A 15,271-nucleotide genomic window follows, 5' to 3' on the forward strand; every position below is an offset into this window, starting at 1 on the left:
GCCCAGCACGACCGTGCCCAGGGGTGGGGATATGGCTTCGTCGGCCACCTGCTGATTCCCGTACCGGTCAGTGGACGAGACGGGTAGGGCCAGTGTCAGGCCGGCTATAAACGGCAGCGTGTAAAGCCAACCCGCCGTGCGGCGCTTCCGAAACAAGCTCAGCAGCGCCCCCGTGGAGTCGGCCTCCCCGGCCCGGGGCTCGTAGCGGGGCAGATACCAGCCGTTGAACAGCAGCACCGCGCCCGAGTCGGCAGGTGCCACGGCGCGGGTAGCTGCGGGAGCCGGCGCCTGGGCCAGCGCGGCCGGGCCGCTCAATAGCAGCACAGCCAGCAGCCAGAGCTTAGGACCCGCCACGGTGCGGGGACGGCTACTTGGCGGGAACGGCTTCAACGGGCTTGTAGTCGATGATGGGCTGATTGAAGAACCGGGGCTTGAGCTTGCGGCGCAGGGACCGGGCCAGGGGCTTACCGGCGGCGTAGTTGGTCAGCACCATTTCGAGCTTGCCGTTGCTGTAGTGCAACAGCTTACCGGCGCCGTAGGCTGCGAAGGGTGCCGCAAACACGAAGGCCAGCGCCCCGTTGTTCGTGTTTTCCTGCACCACGTAGCCGCCGCCCACTACTTGGTTGTTGCTGGGGGCCGTGGCAATGCGGGCCGCTGCCAGGGCCGAACCCACAATCCAGCTCACCCCGCCGCCCTGCCGCCGGCCGTAGAGGTTGATAATGGCCTGGGCCGTGTCGTTGTGCAGGTACTGATTGCGCAGCCCCTGTTTGCGCGTGAGGGATTCGAGGGACTCTTGCTGGGCGAACAGCGGGGTGCTGCTCAGGCTTAGAAATAACAGAGCCAGTATTCGTTTGGTCATAAAAACGGAGGATGGGTAAATACCCGCAATATAAGGCGCGAAAATCAACGCGTAGCAACCATTCAGCCCTGCTGGTCCGCCACGCTGCTCCCAGCAAATCGGCCCTGGGAGGTCCGGCTGGTGCAGGCGGCAACATGGGGGAAGTAATAGTTGTCTACTGATAATGCAACTCCCTGAAAAAGGCAGCATCTTTACTGGCCTGCTACCGTGCTATTTTATCCGTTCGTCCGTACAAGGTTTTTTTGAGCTTCCTACGCGCTGCCTGCGCAGCGTTGCCCGCCTTTCCGGCTTCCCCGGTTATCCCCCCTCCGCCCAAGCTACTGAGCCTGGGTCAGCCTGCTTTTCATCCTTTCTTTTCTCACTTTTCCCCGCTTTATGCCCCTTTCCTTACCCATTACTGGTGCCGCTCAGCCTTCCCCGCGCGAGCCCCGGACCACTTCCGCGGGCCGGCGCACCTGGCGGCCCCTGCTGGCTGCCACCCTCGGCCTGTTTTCCCTGACGGGCGCTTTGGCCCAAAACCAGCCCTTGCCCCTGCCGACTAGCTTAGCGGAGCGCGTTGCGCTGCCCCAGCCGGCCGCCCCCCGCGCGGAGCTGCCCGCCAAGACGGTGAAAGCCCGGCAGGTGCTGGCCAGCATTTCTTCTACCGCCACCGGCGGCAACTGGAGCGACCCAGCCAGCTGGGCCGGGGGCGTCGTGCCAACCAGCGCCGATGACGTGACCATCGTGGGCGGCGCCACCGTCACGCTCGACGTGGCTGCCAGCTGCGCCTCGCTGACGGTAGCGACGGCCGGCTCCCTGCTGACGTCGGCCACCACGGCTTACTCCCTGCAAGTGGGCGGCAGCATCACCAACAACGGTACGCTCGATCTGAGCGCCAACCCCACCACCGGCTCCGACCTGCGCTTCACCGGCGCGGGCAGCGTGACGTTCTCCGGCTCGGGCACCACCGACCTGCAGACGGTTTCGTTGGCCAAGTCGGCGCGGATTGACGTGGTGGACATGAACCTGCCGACGCTCTCGGTGAAGGGCAGCACCACTTCCGGCGACGGTTTCCTGACGACCGTAAACAGCGTTCCGGCCGCCGACATGGCCGGTACGCTCAAGATTTCGGGTACCGCTACTATCAGCAACAAGGTATTCGCCAGCGGCACCTCCTACACCATTCCGACCACCGGCGGCTTCTGGCTGAGCAACCCCAACTACACGGTGGTAGCCCAGAACGGCACGACCACCATTTCCGGCTCCCTGCGCGTGACGGCCGGCACCTTTAACGTGGGTACGGCCATCGGCAACTCTTTGGCCCTGACGGCAGCCTCGGTGCTGACCGTGGACGGCGGCACCATCAACTCGGCCAGCCGCGTGAGCTCATTTACGGCTGCCGCTTCGGCCTTCTCGACCACCTTCACGCTCAGCGCCGGCACCATCAACGTAAACCAGGTGGGCAACGCCGACCTGATTCCGTCCTTCGGCATCAACGGCACGACCGCCATTTCGGGTGGCACCATCAACTTGGTGCAGCGCAGCATCGGCGCCACGCCCCTCGACTACTACGTAGCCGGTACCTACACCTACTCCGGGGGTACCGTGAACGTGGGCACGGCGGCCACGGCCACCAACTTCGACTTCCGCGTCCGCGGCACGTTCCCGAACCTGACCCTCGACAACACGACCAACCCGAAGAGCGCCTTGCTCCAGGGCCAGACCAACGTGTACGGCACCACGCTCACCACGCCCGGTTCCAACCTCAACCTGAATGGTCAGCTGCTGCTGCAACTTGGCGCGGCCATCACCAACAACGGCACCATAACCGGTACGACCACCGCCAGCACCATCTACTTTGCGGGCAGCGTGCCCCAGACCCTGGGCGGCAGCGGCACCTACACCCTGATCCGGACCATTTCGGTGGATAACTCCGGCGGCGGCGCCACGCTGACCGTGCCCGTGACGACCACCCGCGTGAACCTGTTTACGGGCAACCTGAACGGCACCAACAACCTGACCATCGGCGACGGCTCGGCGGCTTTCTTCGTGATTCAGATCGGGGTGGCTTCCAACGTGAACACCAGCGGTTCGCTGACTTCGGCCCCGACTTTCAACATTGGCAGCGGCGCCCTGCAGCTGATTTACGCCCAGGAAACCACCGCCCGCACCACGGGCTTCGAGATTCCCTCGGCCCGCATCGTGGACGCGCTGACCATGGCTAATCCCGCGGGCCTGATTGTGGCCGGCGGCAACCTGACCATCAACGCCAGCGGCGTTTCGACCGGCTCGCTGATTCTGACCAGCGGCATCATCACGACTTCGGCTGCCAACAAAATCATCATCGGCAAGGCCGCGGCTACCCTGCCCACCGGCTCGGCTACTTCGTACGTGAAAGGCCCGCTGGGCATCACTGTGAACAGCGCTACCGCCGTTAACCGCACGTTTGCCGTGGGCGACGCTGGCGGCTGGCGTCCGGTTGTCGTGACGGGTATTACCACCAGCGCCGACCAGATTTTCACCGCTACGGTTATCAACGGAGCCACCGGCGGCACGCCGGTTCCGCCCGTTACCAACCTGAACCCGACCCGCTACGTGCGCCTCGAAAACTCGGCTAACCTGCCGGCTACGGCCCGCGTGCAGCTGAGCTTCGGCGCCGACGACTTTGCCGGTAACGCTGGCACGGCTACCATCGCTCAGGCTCCTTCGGCAGCTGGTGCTTACGCCTCCATCGGCGGCGCCGCCGCCGCCACGCCCACGACCGGTATCATCTCGACCCAGAACCTGACGCCCGGCAACGACTACTTCGTGCTGGCCAACACCGAAGGCGGTCAGCTTTCCAGCTCGCCCGTAGCCGTGTGCACCGGCACTAACGCCGGCACGATTTCGCTGACCAACTTCGTGGGCACCGTAGTGAAGTACCAGTTCGACAACGGCTCCGGCTTTGTGGACGTGCCCGGCAACAACAACAGTCCCACGCTGGCTTTCACCAACCTGACCGCGACGACCACCTACCGCGCCGTTATCCTGACCAGCGACGGCCGCACGGTCTTCTCGGCTCCGGTAACCGTAACGGTAAACCCGCTGCCCCTGGCTTCGCTGACCGCTACCTCGCCGACCACGTTCTGCGGCCCCGGCACGCTGACGCTACAGGCTAACGCCCTGTCGGGTGCGACCTACCAGTTCCTGCTCAACGGTAACCCCATCAGCGGCGCTACCAACGCTACCTACTCCGTGACGGTGGCTGCCAGCGGCAGCTACGCCGTAATCGTGACCAGCGCCGCCGGCTGCTCGGCCACCTCGTCGGCCGTGAACGTAACGGTGAACCCCGCCACTTCGGCCACATTTGCCTACGCCAGCGGCACGTTCTGCAAGAGCGGTACCAACCCCGCCCCAACCATCACCGGCACCACCGGCGGTACGTTCTCCTCGACCTCGGGCCTCGTGATTGATCCGGCTACCGGCACTATCAACCTAGCGGCCTCCAACACGGGCACCTACACCGTGACTTACACCGTGGGTGGTCCTTGCCCCGTTTCGAGCACGGCGACCGTAACGGTAACCAGCGCTCCGGTAGCGACCTTCTCCTACGCCAACGCGGCTTATTGCGTGGGTGGAACCAACCCGGCGCCAGTCTTCCCGACGGGCGCCAGCGGCGGCACGTTCACGACTTCGGGCTCGGGTCTGGTTATCAACGCCACCACCGGCGTTATCAACCTGGCGACCAGCACGGCCGGCACTTATACGGTGGTTAACACCGTAGCGGCTTCGGGCGGCTGCACCGCGGCTTCGGCCACCACGACCGTGACCATCAACGCCCGTCCGGCCACGCCGACCATCAGCGTTGTCTACAACGGCGCCACCACCACGCTCACCTCGAGCTCGGCTACCGGCAACCAGTTCTACCTGAACGGCAACCTGAGTCCCGGCGCTACCGGCCAGACCTACGTGGTGAACACCCCGGCCCAGTTCGGCACCTACTCGGTGGTTGTGACCAACGCCAACGGTTGCGCCTCGCTGCCCTCGGCTACGCTGACCGTGACTTCGGCCGTGAAGCCGCTGGCCGGCTCGTCGCTGAGCGTATTCCCGAACCCGACCCATGACGGCAAGCTCAGCGTGGAGCTGACCGGCTACCGCAAAGCCGTGGAGCTGACCGTGCTCAACGCCCTGGGTCAGCCCGTATTCACGACTTCGGTACCGGCCTCGGCTGGCACGACCGTGAAGGCCGTGAACCTCTCGCAGCTGCCCGCCGGTATCTACATCCTGCGCGCCAAAACCGAGGGCGGCCTCGACACCCGCCGCATCGTGAAGGAATAGTTGGGTAGTACTTCCTGCCCTTAGAAAAGCCCCGGCCGCATTGGCCGGGGCTTTTTTTGTGCCCGTCGGCGCTGGCCGCGGAGGCGCCGAGTTTCTGCCCGGCGCCGTAGCTTTGCCTTATGTCCGTTTTCCAGACCTACCTCCAGCTCGGCTTCTTCCACATCTTCAACCTGCAGGCTTACGACCACCTCGTGTTTCTGCTGGCCTTGTGCGCGCCCTACGTGGCGGCCGACTGGCGGCGGGTAGTGGCGCTGGTCACGAGCTTCACCGTGGGCCACTCCGTCACGCTGGCGCTGGCTACGCTGGGCTTTGTGCGCTACAGCCCCAAGCTGATTGAGGTGCTGATTCCGCTGACCATCCTGCTGACCTGCGCCCTGAACCTGAGCCGGGCCGGGCTGCGCGAAGCTGAACAAAACCGCCGGCCCCTGGTGCTGGCCCTACCCAACGCGCTGGCCGCCGGCTTCGGGCTGATTCACGGGCTGGGCTTCTCCAGCTACCTGCGCGAGCTGCTGGGCCACCAGAGCCGTCCGGTGCTGGAGCTGCTGGCTTTCAACGTGGGCGTGGAGTTGGGCCAGCTGCTGATTGTGGCCCTGATTCTGCTGCTGGGCCTGGTGGTGCTGCGGGCCCTGCGCGCCGCCCGGCGCGACTGGGTGCTGGTCGTCAGCGGGGCGGCGGGAGGCATTGCGGCCGTGCTGCTGCTGCAGAATTTAACCGCCTGAAAGGAATTACGGCCCGCCGTGCAGCGTTGGCCCCTGCACCCGCGTCCTTGCTTTCCGGCCGGCTATGGGCTGCGTAACTTGCCGGACGTCTGATTTGCTTCTTACCACACTGACATATGCTTAAAAAACTTCTCCTGGGCGCTGGCCTCGTGGGAATGGCCGCGGCACCACTGCTGGCCCAGACCACGAATTCCGGCACCGACAAATTTGCCCAGCTCGGCACTACCCTGCCCACCCCGAACACCTACCGCACGGCCTCGGGCGCGCCGGGCTCCGATTACTGGCAGCAGCGCGCCGACTACAACATCCGCGTCAAGCTCGACGACGACAAGCAGGCCATTTCGGGCTCCGAGGACATCACCTACACCAACCTGTCGCCCGACGTGCTGACCTACCTCTGGGTGCAGCTCGACCAGAACATCCTCGACAAGAACTCCATCACGGCGGCCACCCAGGTGAATGCGGTGCAAGATAAAATGTCGTTTCAGGCTCTGGACTACCTGGTCAAGTCGGACTTCGACGGGGGCTTCAAGATTGAGTCGGTGAACGTGAAGGGCGGCAAGGCCCTGCCCTACGTCATCAACCACACCATGATGCGCGTGGATCTGCCCATGCCCCTGCGGCCCAAGCAGGCGTTTACGTTCAGCATTGCCTGGCACTACAACGTGAATGATCAGCTGAAAATCAACCAGCGCAGCGGCTACGAGTTCTTCCCCGACGACAAGAACTACCTCTACGAAATTGCCCAGTTCTACCCCCGCATGGCGGTGTACTCCGACAACCAGGGCTGGCAGCACAAGCAGTTTCTGGGCACCGGCGAGTTTACCCTGCCCTTCGGCGACTACCGGGTAAGCATCACCGCCCCCGCCGACCACGTGGTGGGGGCCACCGGCACGCTCCAGAATCCCGACCAGGTCCTCAGCGCCACCCAGCGCAAGCGCTTTGCCCAGGCGGCTTCGGCCACCAAACCCGTGCTCATCGTGACCCAGCAGGAAGCCGAGAAGGCCGAGCAGGGCCGCGCCAAAGGCACCAAAACCTGGACCTACGCCGCCAAGAACGTGCGGGACTTCGCCTGGGCTTCCTCGCGCAAGTTTATCTGGGATGCCATGGGCATCAAGCAGAACGGCGTGCCGGTGATGTGCATGAGCTACTACCCGAAGGAGGGCAACCCTCTCTGGGGCAAGTATTCCACCGAGGTCGTGGCCCACACCATCAAGACCTACTCCAAGTTCACGATTCCCTACGCCTACCCCGTCGCCATTTCGGTGCACGGCCCGGTGGGCGGCATGGAATACCCGATGCTGTGCTTCAACGGTGGCCGCCCCGAGAAGGACGGCACCTACTCCGCCGACCGGAAATACGGGATGATTTCGGTGATTATCCACGAGGTGGGCCACAACTTCTTCCCCATGATCATCAACTCCGACGAGCGGCAGTGGTCGTGGATGGACGAGGGCCTGAACACCTTCGTGCAGTACCTGACCGAGCAGGAATGGGAACGGGACTACCCCTCGCGCCGCGGCGAGCCCAAGAACATTGTCGACTACATGAAAACCGACAAGAGCCTGCAGACCCCGATTATGACTAACTCGGAGTCGGTGCTGCAATTCGGCCCCAACGCCTACGCCAAGCCCGCCACCGGTCTGAACATGCTGCGCGAAACCATCCTGGGCCGCCAGCTCTTCGACTACGCCTTCAAAACCTACGCCCAGCGCTGGGCCTACAAGCACCCCGAGCCCGCCGACTTCTTCCGCACCATGGAAGACGCCTCGGGCACCGACCTGGACTGGTTCTGGCGCGGCTGGTTCTACACCACCGACCGCACCGACCTTGCCATCGAGGGCGTGAAGTGGTACTCGGTGGATTCGAAAAACCCCGAAATCGAAAACGCCCGCAAGCGGGAAATGCTCAACGCCGAGCCCAAGACCCTCTCCCAGCAGCGCAACCTGCAGGACATCCAGAAAACCCTGGTCGACATCAAGCCTGACCTGAAGGACTTCTACAACTCCTACGACCCGATTGCCACCACCGACGCCGACAAGACCCGCTACCAGCAGTACGTGAGCAAGCTCACGCCCGAGCAGCAGACGCGCCTGAAGGCCGGGCTGAACTTCTACGAGATGGATCTGCGCAACGTGGGCGGCCTGGTGATGCCCGTTATCGTGCAGATGACCTACGAGGACGGCAAGCAGGAAATCGTAAACATTCCGGCCGAAATCTGGCGCAAAAACAACGAGCACGTCACCAAGGTGTTCGTGACCGAAAAGCCGGTGGTGAGCTTCGTGCTGGACCCCTATCTGGAAACGGCCGATACCGACCTGTCGAACAACGCCTACCCGCAGCGGGCCGCGCCTTCGCGCTTCGAGCTGTTTGAGCAGCAGCAGCGCGCTCAGCCCAACCCCATGCAGCAGCAGCAAACGTCGATGCAGCAGAAGGAGCAGAAGCCCGGCACCAGCGCCGGCGGCGCCAACTAGCCCCGCTCTGCTTACCATAGAAAAGCCAGTTACAGCACGCTGTAACTGGCTTTTTTGTTTTTCGCCCCTGGTAACTATTGTTGCCCAAGGGACTGTTTTATTGACGCGCCCGCTTCAAAATTGGCTTAGCTTTACCGGGAATACTTATCCCTGCTATGTCCGACGAGCCAACCGTTCCGATAAACAATCCTTTGACCACTATCTGGTTTCAGCCCCGGCGCACGCTGGAGTCTATTCTGCTCTACCACCCCGACAAGTACGTACCGGTGCTGCTGTGCCTGGGCGGCATTGCGCGGGCCGTGGACCGGGCTTCGCAACAAAATGCGGGCGACAAGATGGGGACGGTGGCCGTGCTGCTGCTGACTTTCGTGGTAGGCGGACTCACGGGTTGGATTTTCTACTACTTCTACGCGTGGATGCTCAGCCTGACGGGCCGCTGGCTGAACGGGACGGCCGGGTCGGAAACCTTCCGCACGGTCCTGGCCTGGTCGCTGGTACCGACTGTGGTTTCCTTGGCACTGCTGCTACCCGAAGTGCTGCTATTCGGCGACGAGTTGTTTAAGAGCACGCCCGCCGATATCTCCTTTTCCGACAGCGTCATCTGGATAGTTATTAGCCTGATTCAACTGACGCTGGGAATCTGGAGCCTAGTGATTTTGGTGCACGGAATTTCACTGGTGCAGCATTTCACGGCTGGCCGAGCCATTCTCAACCTGATTTTGCCCGTGGCCGTTATTCTGGTGCCCATTGTGCTGCTCATTCTGCTAGTGCAATCATTCTGAGTTTTCAGCGCCAACAAAACGGATGAAGTTGTCCGGCTTTGTTGGCGCATGCAACCATCTTTCCGTTCAGCAGCCTCCCGATTATACGCCCTGTATCGGCTCCACTTTTCCTCTGCTGTTATGCGACACTTTTTCCCTGCGCTTGGCTTGCTGGCGACACTGGCCGGCTGTACTACCTGCGGCCCCGACGAGACACCCGCGCCAACCTGCTACTCCGCCAAAGTAGTGGGCGCCGCCTGCATGGATGGGTTGCTGCTGGAAGTAGACCGCCGGTATGCCATTGGCGCGCCCTCGGGTAATTACACCAACCTCGTGGCCGCCGTCAATCTGGAATCTACGGACAGCCTGCGGGTGGCCGGCCAGGTGGTGCGCGCCGGCCAGACTATCTACTTCACCTACCAAACCAGCCCCACGGCCCGGCAGGCTTTCTGTCCCCAAAACACGGTTCCCCTGGCCGTGCCACACGTGGTACTGAGCAATGTTTCTCTCGTGAGCTGCCTTGCCAGCAAGCTCCCGGTTGGGAACTAACTGACCTGGCCCGGTGGGCGCTGACGGAAGTTTTTGGTAGCTTGATGCCCTAACCTTTTCCTCTTAGCCATGGGCCTCCTCGACGCACTACTCGGCAACGCTTCCGCCAACGACATTCAGGAAACGCAGAACGATTTGAACCGCCTGCTCGCTGCCGATGAGCGGGTGGAAAAAGCCTACGCCGTTTTCCGCGACCAAATCATCTTCACCACCAAGCGCCTGATTCTGGTGGATAAGCAGGGGCTAACGGGCACGAAAAAGGAAATCATGAGCGTGCCCTACCGCAGCATCGAGCGGTTTAGCATGGAGACTACCGGCCACTTCGACCTCGACGCGGAGCTCAAGATTTGGGTGCGCGGCCAAACCGAGCCCATCAGCAAAACTTTCCGCGACAACCAAAGCATCCACGACATCGGCAAAGCCCTGGCGGAACACGCGCTGTAAGTGGTGAACTGGTGAGTTGTCGTTCCGCTGGCGCTTTTGGGCTGCCTGTCATTGCTTCGGCTTTGCCTCACAATGACAGCGTACACGGCCGTAACCGCAACGCTGGAACGACAAACTCACCACTTCACCACTTCACCTCACGCTGGCGTCTGAATAGCGGGCGGAGTGGGGTTGTACTCGGGGGTGGCAGTGGCGTGCTCGGCGGCTTTTTTGCCCTTGTCGTCTTTCACGTCGCGGCGGCTGAAGGGGCGGATAATCAGGCGCAGGGCCTGGTCGGAGCTGAAGTAGCTGAAGGCCCAGTCGATAAAGGCCACGACCTTGTTGCGGAAGCCCACCAGCGTCATCAGGTGGACAAACAGCCAGGTCAGCCAGCCAAAGAAGCCGTTGAAGTGCACGTCCTTGGGCAAATCGACCACGGCCTTGTTGCGGCTCACAATGGCCATCACGCCCTTGTTGTTGTACTTGAACGGCTCAGGCTGCTGGCCCAGCAAGATGCGCTGCAGATTTTTGGCCAGCAGGTCGGCCTGCTGCTGGGCCACGGGCGCCAGCATGGGCAGGCCCCGGGGCATGTCCTCGGTCACCATGTTGGCCACGTCGCCGATGGCAAACACGTTCTGGAAGCCCGCCACCTGATTCCACAGGTTCACGTTGATGCGCTTGTTGCGGGCCACGACTTCGGCCGGCAGGCCGGGTACTTCGGCCCCGTTCACGCCGGCAGCCCAGATCAGGTTTTCGGTCGGGATAAAGTCGGTATCAGAGTAGTAGGCGCGGCAGTTTTCAAACCGCTTGATGGACGTATTGAGCCGCACCTGCACGCCCAGATCCTGCATGTAGCGCAGCGCGTCCTGCTGCGACTTCACCGACATGGGTCCCAGCAGCTCCTTGCCGGCTTCCACCAGAATAATCTGCATCTGGCTCAAATCCAGCTCGGGGTAGTCCTTGGGCAGCACGTGCTTGCGCATTTCGGCCAAAGAGCCGCTGATTTCTACGCCCGTCGGGCCGCCGCCGACCACCACAATGTTCATCAGGGCCTGCTTTTCGTCGGGGTTCTCCGTGAGTAGGGCTTTTTCGAAATTCTGGAAAATAAAGCTGCGCAGGTTCAGGGAATTGGGAATGCTCTTGATCTGCATGGCATTCTTCTCCAGGCTTTCGATGCCGAAGAAGTTGGTAAGGGAGCCGGTGGCCAGTACCAAGTGGTCGTAGCGGATTTCGCCCACGCTGGTGTGCACCATGTTGCGGGCCGTATCCACGCGCTCCACGTCGGCCATGCGGTAGAAGAAGTTCTTCTGGCCCGCGAAAATCTTGCGGATCGGGTAGGCAATGCTGTCGGCCTCCAGCGCGCCGGTAGCTACCTGGTAGAGCAGGGGCTGGAAGTTGTGGTAGTTGTTGCGGTCAATCATGACCACCTGCACCGGGGCATCGCGCAGGGCCTTGGCCAGACGCAGCCCCCCAAAACCACACCCCACAATGACGACGCGCGGATGCGCGGAAACCGGAAGATTCGTATCCATAGAAAGGTCAGTAAGGCGGGGCGAAGAAAGGGCTCGGCACAAGCATAGCCCCGCCGGAGTATTTACCGCAAAACCTTCCGTCTTGTTACCGTGGAGCTGCACGCCGCCGCGCGCACCCCCACCTTTTCCCGCCGCGGCCGGCCATGAAAAAGCCCGCTCGGAGCGGGCTTTTCCACAATATGCGGCCTCAGGAGCAGTTGGCGGCTAGTAGTCGACGCCTTCCTTTTTCTTGAACTCCCCGCTTTTCACCTGGTTGATAAGCTGCAGCCAGCTGAACGGGTTCAGCAGCGGGTTGTTGGTCTGGGGCGTGGGCGCCGTGCCCATGCGCCGCGACTGGTCGTACTGCTGGTTTTGCATGGTCTGGCGGTAGTTGCCCATGCTGGTTACCGGCAGGTTGTTGAACATGCGCCGCATTACGCTGGCGCTGAGATTTTCGGCGGCCGCGGAGCCCCGCTCGGTGGGCAGGCGCAGGGCCAGGAAAGCTTCCTTAAAGGCTTTTTCGGTGGCGTAGGGGAAAATGCGTACCTCGGGCAGCACCGTGGCGTCCTCCTTGAGCTGCACAATAACGGAGTAGCTCTGGCGCTGGTAGCCTTCGGGAATGACCACGGTCTGGTTGCGGTAGCCCAGGGAGCGAATCACGATACTGTCGCCGGTGAGCACGGGCAGCGAGAAGTAACCGTAGGCGTTGGTGGCGGTGCCGCGGCCGGCCTTGGGCACGAAGATGGTAGCCCCGGGCACGCCCAGCAGACTGTCGCCGGTGGCAATGATGCCCGAAAACTGCACCACGCGGCGCTGGCCCTGGGCGCGCACCTGCGTCGGGGCCCCGCTCAGCCAGCCAAGCAGGACCAGCGTGAGCGAAAGCCAGAGCGTGCGAAAACGAATAAGATCAGGCATACAAAGCATTACAGACTACAATAATACGGCACTTTGGGGGCCAAAGCCCGGCGCGGGTGTAAATTTGTTCCGTTTTCGGCCCTGCGCCGCCACCCAGACAACAGATGCGTCTCAAACACTTCAACGTTGCATTTGGTCAGCAACTATTCAAAGCTTTCGGCGACGAGTCGCGCGTGCGGATCCTGCACCTGCTGTGGCGCAATCAGGAAATGTGCATCTCCGACCTCGAGCAGGTGCTGGACTTCACGCAAACCAAAACCTCGCGGCAATTATTGTACTTGAAAAATGCGGGTTTGGTGAATTTTCGGCGCCTCGACAACTGGGCCTTCTACTTTCTCAAGGACGAAGCCGCCGACTTGGTTCAGCAGCTGCTGAGCTTCATGGAAAAAGACGCCCAGCTCGTGCACGACCAGCAGATTTACCAGACGCTGTGGTCGAACCGGGAGCTGGCCGCGTACAAGCTGCAAAACCGCCGCTGGACTGGCAAGCCGCTGTAAGTAGGGCGGGCGCCAATTCGAGCCGGTTTTTGTTGTTGTGTTTCGTAAGCCCAAACCCCGCTTTCCCGCCTGCCATGCCGCTCGACTACCACATCTTCGTTTGCAACAACCAGAAAAGCGAGGTCGGCAAGGACGTGGCCAAGGCCCTGAAAATTGCCCTCAAAAAGCAGGGCCTGAAAAACTTTCTGGTGGGCGGGCAGAAACGCCACAGCCGGGTGCAAACCTGCAACTGCCTCGACGTGTGTAAGCAGTGCAAAAAAGGCCCCGGCGCGGCCCTGGTCATCTACCCCGAAGGCACGTTCTACGGCGACGTGAAACCCACTGATGCGGCCGAACTGGTGCAAAAGCACCTCGGCGAGGGCCGGCCGGTGAAGCGCCTGCTGCTGGAGTAGCCCGCTGCCATTACCGCCCGTTGTTAACTTACTTCCCTGAATTTTTCGCTCGTGAAAACCTACCGCCACCTCTTCTTCGACCTCGACCATACGCTGTGGGACTTCGAGAAGAATGCCGACGAAACCTTGCGCCACCTCTTTGAACTCCACCAGCTAGGCCGCTACGGCACGTTTGGCGTCGAGGAGTTTATCGGCGTCTATAGCAGCATCAACCATGCGCTGTGGCGGCTTTACCAGGGCAACAAGATCAGCCAGCAGCAGCTGCGGGCCGTGCGCTTCACCCGGACGCTGACCAAGCTGGGCGTGCCGGAAAATGAGGTTCCGGCCACGATTTCCCAGGAGTTCACCAACCTTCTGCCCCGGAAGGCGGCCGTGTTTCCCTTCACCCACGAGGTGCTCGACTACCTGCAAACCAAGTACACGCTCCACCTGATTACGAACGGCTTCCAGGACGTGCAGCACATCAAGCTTACGTCTTCGGGCCTGACGCCGTACTTTCAAGAAGTTATTACCTCCGAGCACAGCGGCTTTCTGAAGCCCGACCGCCGCATGTTTGCCCACGCCCTGGAGCGCACCGGCGCCACGGCCGCCGAAAGCTTGATGATTGGCGACAACCTGGAGTGCGACGTGCTGGGCGCCTACAACGCCGGCATCGACCAGGTGTACTTCAACCCCGAGCGCCGTCGCCACTTCACCTCCGTCACCCACGAAATAGCCTGCCTGAGCGAGCTGAAGAGCTTTTTATAGTACAGCGTACAAAGTTGACACTACTCCGGGTCCGGCTGCCGACCTTTGCCCGACTATGATTCAACTCCTGGGCATCTCCGGCAAACGAGGCAGCGGCAAGGACACCGTGGCCCGCCTGATTCAGCAGCTCCAGCCCGAGCGCAACTGGCAGATCATGTCCTTCGGCGACGCCATCAAGGCAGTGTGCGCCACGCTGGCCGGCGAAGACGTGGCCCCTTATTACACGCAAACGGGTAAAACCGAGTTGCTGCCCGCCTTTGGCCGCACCCGGGGCGAGATGCTCCAGCAGGTGGGCGGGGCGCTGCGGGCCTGGAACTACGAAATCTGGGTGCAGGCCTTCTTTGCCCGCCTGCCGCCCAACAGCTTCGTCATCGTGCCCGACGTGCGCTTTCCCAACGAGGCCCAGCCCATCCTGGACCGCGGCGGCCTGATGCTGCGCGTGGAAGGCGACCCGCTCAAGCAGCAGGGCGACGGCACCCGCGACGACACCCATCCCTCGGAAACGGTGATGGACACCTACGACCAGTTTGCGGCCGTGCTGCACAACGTGGGTTCCCGCGCCGCGCTGGAGCAGCAGGTGCGTCAGCTGCTGGCCCAGCTCTAAGCCAGGCGGATGAGGCAGGACTCTTCCTTTGCGCTTTGGGGCCGGGCCTGGCTGCTGGTGCCCTTGTCTGTGGTGCTGGCGGCTTCGGTTTCCTGGAAGGCCTGGCAGCGCTGGCAGATTCTGCACGGCACCCGGGCGGCGGCTCACGTGTACCAGAAGCTCGGCAAGGACGGCTCCGGCAGCAGTGGCAAATACCACCTGATAGTGAAGTACGACCACCCGCAGGGCCGGGAATTCTACGCCCGGGTGGAAACCGACCGGAGTACCCACCACGACCTGGCGCTGGACGCCCCGGTGGAGGTGTGCTACCATCTGGACCACCAGCAGGCGCTGCTGGCCGACGAATGGAGCCTGAGCGCAAAGCTGCTCTGCCTGCTGCTTATCAGCCTGTTTCTGCTACACGACGGCTGGGGCGCCAACCACCGCTGGCGGCACCGGCGGCGGGACGGGTATCTGCCGGATTAGCGCTCGGCTACGTAAGCAGCCCGGCGGCTGGGCCAAACCGGCATTCTCTCTACCTTTGC

At 62.3% G+C, this 15,271-nt stretch carries 15 protein-coding genes; 11 read left to right on the forward strand and 4 right to left on the reverse strand.

The genetic code is table 11. The features are described 5' to 3' along the window. On the reverse strand, positions 1-354 hold a 354-nt coding region (locus tag EWM57_RS07625; RefSeq protein WP_207218280.1), incomplete at its 3' end, for a hypothetical protein. Between the two features lie 13 nt (positions 355-367). Then, a complete protein-coding gene (locus EWM57_RS07630) occupies positions 368-859 on the reverse strand; it encodes a hypothetical protein (protein WP_129920547.1) in 492 nt (163 codons plus the stop codon). Between the two features lie 375 nt (positions 860-1,234). On the opposite strand from EWM57_RS07630, the gene EWM57_RS07635 reads away from it, so the two are divergent. From EWM57_RS07635 to EWM57_RS07660, 6 genes are all read left to right on the forward strand, one after another. Further along, positions 1,235-5,155: a T9SS type A sorting domain-containing protein gene (locus tag EWM57_RS07635; protein ID WP_129920548.1), complete on the forward strand. Its 3,921-nt coding sequence runs from the start codon at positions 1,235-1,237 to the stop codon at positions 5,153-5,155. 119 nt (positions 5,156-5,274) lie between these two features. Next, positions 5,275-5,874, forward strand: coding sequence for a HupE/UreJ family protein (locus EWM57_RS07640; protein ID WP_129920549.1), 600 nt, complete (start codon positions 5,275-5,277; stop codon positions 5,872-5,874). A 116-nt stretch (positions 5,875-5,990) separates the two neighbouring features. Then, positions 5,991-8,348 carry a M1 family metallopeptidase gene (locus tag EWM57_RS07645; protein WP_129920550.1) on the forward strand — a complete coding sequence of 786 codons (2,358 nt, stop codon included), beginning with the start codon at positions 5,991-5,993 and terminating at the stop codon, positions 8,346-8,348. Between the two features lie 155 nt (positions 8,349-8,503). Beyond that, entirely contained in the window at positions 8,504-9,130 is a 627-nt protein-coding gene (locus EWM57_RS07650) for a Yip1 family protein (RefSeq protein ID WP_129920551.1), read from the forward strand. A 120-nt stretch (positions 9,131-9,250) separates the two neighbouring features. Continuing rightward, positions 9,251-9,658, forward strand: a complete 408-nt coding sequence (locus EWM57_RS07655; RefSeq protein WP_129920552.1) for a hypothetical protein — start codon at positions 9,251-9,253, stop codon at positions 9,656-9,658. A gap of 69 nt (positions 9,659-9,727) precedes the next feature. Beyond that, on the forward strand, positions 9,728-10,102 hold the full coding sequence (locus EWM57_RS07660) for a PH domain-containing protein (RefSeq protein WP_129920553.1): 375 nt from the start codon (positions 9,728-9,730) through the stop codon (positions 10,100-10,102). A gap of 137 nt (positions 10,103-10,239) precedes the next feature. Here EWM57_RS07660 and EWM57_RS07665 read toward each other — a convergent pair whose 3' ends face one another. Both EWM57_RS07665 and EWM57_RS07670 read right to left on the reverse strand, forming a co-directional pair. Beyond that, the gene (locus EWM57_RS07665) at positions 10,240-11,613 is read right to left on the reverse strand and encodes an NAD(P)/FAD-dependent oxidoreductase (RefSeq protein ID WP_129920554.1); all 1,374 of its coding nucleotides are present in this window, start codon (positions 11,611-11,613) and stop codon (positions 10,240-10,242) included. 204 nt (positions 11,614-11,817) lie between these two features. Continuing rightward, a complete protein-coding gene (locus EWM57_RS07670; RefSeq protein ID WP_165370450.1) occupies positions 11,818-12,507 on the reverse strand; it encodes a carboxypeptidase-like regulatory domain-containing protein in 690 nt (229 codons plus the stop codon). A gap of 104 nt (positions 12,508-12,611) precedes the next feature. Between EWM57_RS07670 and EWM57_RS07675 the strand changes: the two genes are divergently transcribed. The 5 genes from EWM57_RS07675 (at position 12,612) to EWM57_RS07695 (ending at position 15,212) form a co-directional block, all read left to right on the forward strand. Continuing rightward, on the forward strand, positions 12,612-13,004 hold the full coding sequence (locus EWM57_RS07675) for an ArsR/SmtB family transcription factor (RefSeq protein WP_129920556.1): 393 nt from the start codon (positions 12,612-12,614) through the stop codon (positions 13,002-13,004). Positions 13,005-13,078: 74 nt separating this feature from the next. Next, positions 13,079-13,396, forward strand: coding sequence for a (2Fe-2S) ferredoxin domain-containing protein (locus tag EWM57_RS07680; RefSeq protein WP_129920557.1), 318 nt, complete (start codon positions 13,079-13,081; stop codon positions 13,394-13,396). A gap of 51 nt (positions 13,397-13,447) precedes the next feature. Beyond that, positions 13,448-14,143 carry a YjjG family noncanonical pyrimidine nucleotidase gene (locus EWM57_RS07685; protein ID WP_129920558.1) on the forward strand — a complete coding sequence of 232 codons (696 nt, stop codon included), beginning with the start codon at positions 13,448-13,450 and terminating at the stop codon, positions 14,141-14,143. Between the two features lie 55 nt (positions 14,144-14,198). After that, positions 14,199-14,747 (forward strand): nucleoside/nucleotide kinase family protein, encoded by a 549-nt coding sequence (locus EWM57_RS07690; RefSeq protein WP_129920559.1) that lies wholly within the window; start codon positions 14,199-14,201, stop codon positions 14,745-14,747. 9 nt (positions 14,748-14,756) lie between these two features. Next, on the forward strand, positions 14,757-15,212 hold the full coding sequence (locus tag EWM57_RS07695; RefSeq protein ID WP_129920560.1) for a hypothetical protein: 456 nt from the start codon (positions 14,757-14,759) through the stop codon (positions 15,210-15,212). Positions 15,213-15,271 lie beyond the last annotated feature (59 nt).

Origin of the sequence: Hymenobacter persicinus (genome assembly GCF_004167665.1) — a bacterium.
GTDB classification, from domain to species: domain Bacteria; phylum Bacteroidota; class Bacteroidia; order Cytophagales; family Hymenobacteraceae; genus Hymenobacter; species Hymenobacter persicinus.

Bases quoted from the DNA above. Each gene is read 5' to 3' on its own strand.
- EWM57_RS07630 (WP_129920547.1), bottom strand. From the start codon at position 859: ATGACCAAACGAATACTGGCTCTGTTATTTCTAAGCCTGAGCAGCACC.
- EWM57_RS07635 (WP_129920548.1), top strand. From the start codon at position 1,235: ATGCCCCTTTCCTTACCCATTACTGGTGCCGCTCAGCCTTCCCCGCGC.
- EWM57_RS07640 (WP_129920549.1), top strand. From the start codon at position 5,275: ATGTCCGTTTTCCAGACCTACCTCCAGCTCGGCTTCTTCCACATCTTC.
- EWM57_RS07645 (WP_129920550.1), top strand. From the start codon at position 5,991: ATGCTTAAAAAACTTCTCCTGGGCGCTGGCCTCGTGGGAATGGCCGCG.
- EWM57_RS07650 (WP_129920551.1), top strand. From the start codon at position 8,504: ATGTCCGACGAGCCAACCGTTCCGATAAACAATCCTTTGACCACTATC.
- EWM57_RS07655 (WP_129920552.1), top strand. From the start codon at position 9,251: ATGCGACACTTTTTCCCTGCGCTTGGCTTGCTGGCGACACTGGCCGGC.
- EWM57_RS07660 (WP_129920553.1), top strand. From the start codon at position 9,728: ATGGGCCTCCTCGACGCACTACTCGGCAACGCTTCCGCCAACGACATT.
- EWM57_RS07665 (WP_129920554.1), bottom strand. From the start codon at position 11,613: ATGGATACGAATCTTCCGGTTTCCGCGCATCCGCGCGTCGTCATTGTG.
- EWM57_RS07670 (WP_165370450.1), bottom strand. From the start codon at position 12,507: ATGCCTGATCTTATTCGTTTTCGCACGCTCTGGCTTTCGCTCACGCTG.
- EWM57_RS07675 (WP_129920556.1), top strand. From the start codon at position 12,612: ATGCGTCTCAAACACTTCAACGTTGCATTTGGTCAGCAACTATTCAAA.
- EWM57_RS07680 (WP_129920557.1), top strand. From the start codon at position 13,079: ATGCCGCTCGACTACCACATCTTCGTTTGCAACAACCAGAAAAGCGAG.
- EWM57_RS07690 (WP_129920559.1), top strand. From the start codon at position 14,199: ATGATTCAACTCCTGGGCATCTCCGGCAAACGAGGCAGCGGCAAGGAC.
- EWM57_RS07695 (WP_129920560.1), top strand. From the start codon at position 14,757: ATGAGGCAGGACTCTTCCTTTGCGCTTTGGGGCCGGGCCTGGCTGCTG.